Origin of the sequence: Rhodococcus sp. B10 (assembly GCF_011770055.1) — a bacterium.
GTDB lineage: Bacteria > Actinomycetota > Actinomycetes > Mycobacteriales > Mycobacteriaceae > Rhodococcoides > Rhodococcoides kyotonensis_B.
In genome coordinates, this window is record NZ_JAAFYV010000072.1 from 1 (window position 1) to 1,834 (window position 1,834).

Consider the following 1,834-nt stretch of genomic DNA (forward strand, 5'->3'; position numbering starts at 1 on the left):
GTTGACGGGGGAGCGGTTGGAGCCGTTGTCGGCGGATACCTCGCGGGCTGGTGAGGACGGGGTGATCGGGGAGGAGCATCAGCAGATCGTGCGGAAGTTCTTTCGCCGGTTGGGTGGGAAGGTCGATGTCGAAACTCGTGAGCGTGCGGAGGCGCAGTTGGCGCAGTTGGCGCGGGAGTTGGGTCCGGATCATTTCAAGGCGGCGGCGGGCCGGTTGTATGACGTGCTCGATCCGGATGGGGAGGACGAGAGTCCGGAGCGGGTGGCCGATCGGTGTTATGTGCGGTTGGAGGAGCAGGGTCCGGATGGGTTGTCGAAGGTGCGGATGGTTGTCGATGCGGAGTTTCGGGCGTATTTGGAGGCGGTGTTGGCCAAGTGGGCCAAGCCGGGGCAGTGCAACAGTGCCGATCTTTCGCCGGTGGTCGATGATCCCGACGTCCCCGGTGACCCTGACTCGACCGGTGACCTTGACGCGCCCGGTGACTCCGGTGCGGCCGATGACCCCGACGCCGACACCGAGACCGGCACGGGCGACGCGGAGGTCTTGGATGGCCCTAACGCCGAGCATGATTCGACCGGCTCGGGTGGTGACGACGGTTCGACTGGCTCGGACGGCGACGGTACCGATTCGGCCGGCACGGATGAAGGGTTGTTCGAGCCGGGGGTCGACGATTCCGATACCCCTGCTGCAGGCAATGCCTCTACCGACACGGCCGCGGCAGATAGGACTGCTGCAGACGGGGCCGCTACCGACAAGACTGCCCCAGACAAGGCGGCTGAAGAGCGGGCGGGTCGGGATCGGCGGGGTAGGGGTCGGCGTCAGCATGATGCGGTGAAGATGGTGTTTCGGCAGATGTTGGCGTCGGGGCAGATGGGTCGGCATCGGGGGTTGCCGGTGACGGCGGTGGTGTCGATGTCGTGGAAGGATCTCGAGGCTGGCACTGGTCATGCGGTGACTGAATCACCCCAGGTTCTGTGCCGCCTCCAGTTGGGGCTGATCCTCGGTTCCGAAGCCAGCGTAGTAGAGAGTTTCGTACTCGATCGGGGGCATGTGCCCGATGCTCGAGTGGAGACGTCGAGCGTTGTACCAATCGACCCATCCGGCGGTCGCGAATTCGATGTCCGAAATCGTCCGATACGGCCCGGAGTGGAAGATCGTGGTGCGGATGCACTCGGTCTTGTACAACCCGTTCGCTGATTCGATGAGGGCGTTGTCGTACGCGTCCCCGACCGACCCGATCGATGCAGCGATCTGCTCGAGCGCCAATTTCTCGGTCAGCGTCACCGATGTGTACTGACTGCCTGCGTCCGAATGATGTATCAGCTCAGCAGCTTTCACCGGATTGCCGTCGCGGTTGCGTTGCCACAGTGCCATCCTCAGCGGGATCGTCACCAGATCCACGGTTTTGGACATCGATGCATGCCAGGCCACGATCTTGCGGGAGAACACGTCGATGATGAACACCACGTACACCCATCCGGCCCATGTTCTGACGTAGACATCCCACGCCGGTCAGATGTCAAGCGGCAGCGATTTTCACGCCCGCATCCGGCAACGGACCGGTCGGCCAGGCGCGGTCGTCGTCCCATGGTTCGTTGTGTTTGAGGCACCACCACAATCTGCCGAGGAGTTTGTTCGCGAGATTGCGCAGGGCCGCGTTGTGATGCTCACCGAGCGTGCGGCGTTTGTCGTAGTGCGCGCGTGCGCCTGTCGATTTGGTCAGCATGGAGAAGGCCCACCAGTGGCAGGCGTCGCCGAGTCTCTTGTTGCGGACTTTGCGGGCTTTGACGTAATGCGATCGACCGGACGCACGGGTGATCGGTGCGGTGCCGG

The 1,834-nt window shown here is 63.4% G+C and carries 3 pseudogenes; 1 reads left to right on the top strand and 2 read right to left on the bottom strand.

Annotated features, from left to right (window positions below):
• Nucleotides 1–25 precede the first annotated feature (25 nt).
• Nucleotides 26–958, top strand: a pseudogene (locus RhoFasB10_RS25650) (DUF222 domain-containing protein); the annotation flags it as partial.
• A 3-nt stretch (nt 959–961) separates the two neighbouring features.
• On the opposite strand, the pseudogene RhoFasB10_RS25655 reads toward RhoFasB10_RS25650, so the two are convergent.
• Together RhoFasB10_RS25655 and RhoFasB10_RS25660 are read right to left on the bottom strand one after the other, a co-directional pair.
• Nucleotides 962–1,498: pseudogene (locus tag RhoFasB10_RS25655) on the bottom strand (integrase core domain-containing protein); the annotation flags it as partial.
• Nucleotides 1,499–1,520: 22 nt separating this feature from the next.
• Nucleotides 1,521–1,834 (bottom strand): annotated as a pseudogene (locus RhoFasB10_RS25660) (IS110 family transposase); the annotation flags it as partial.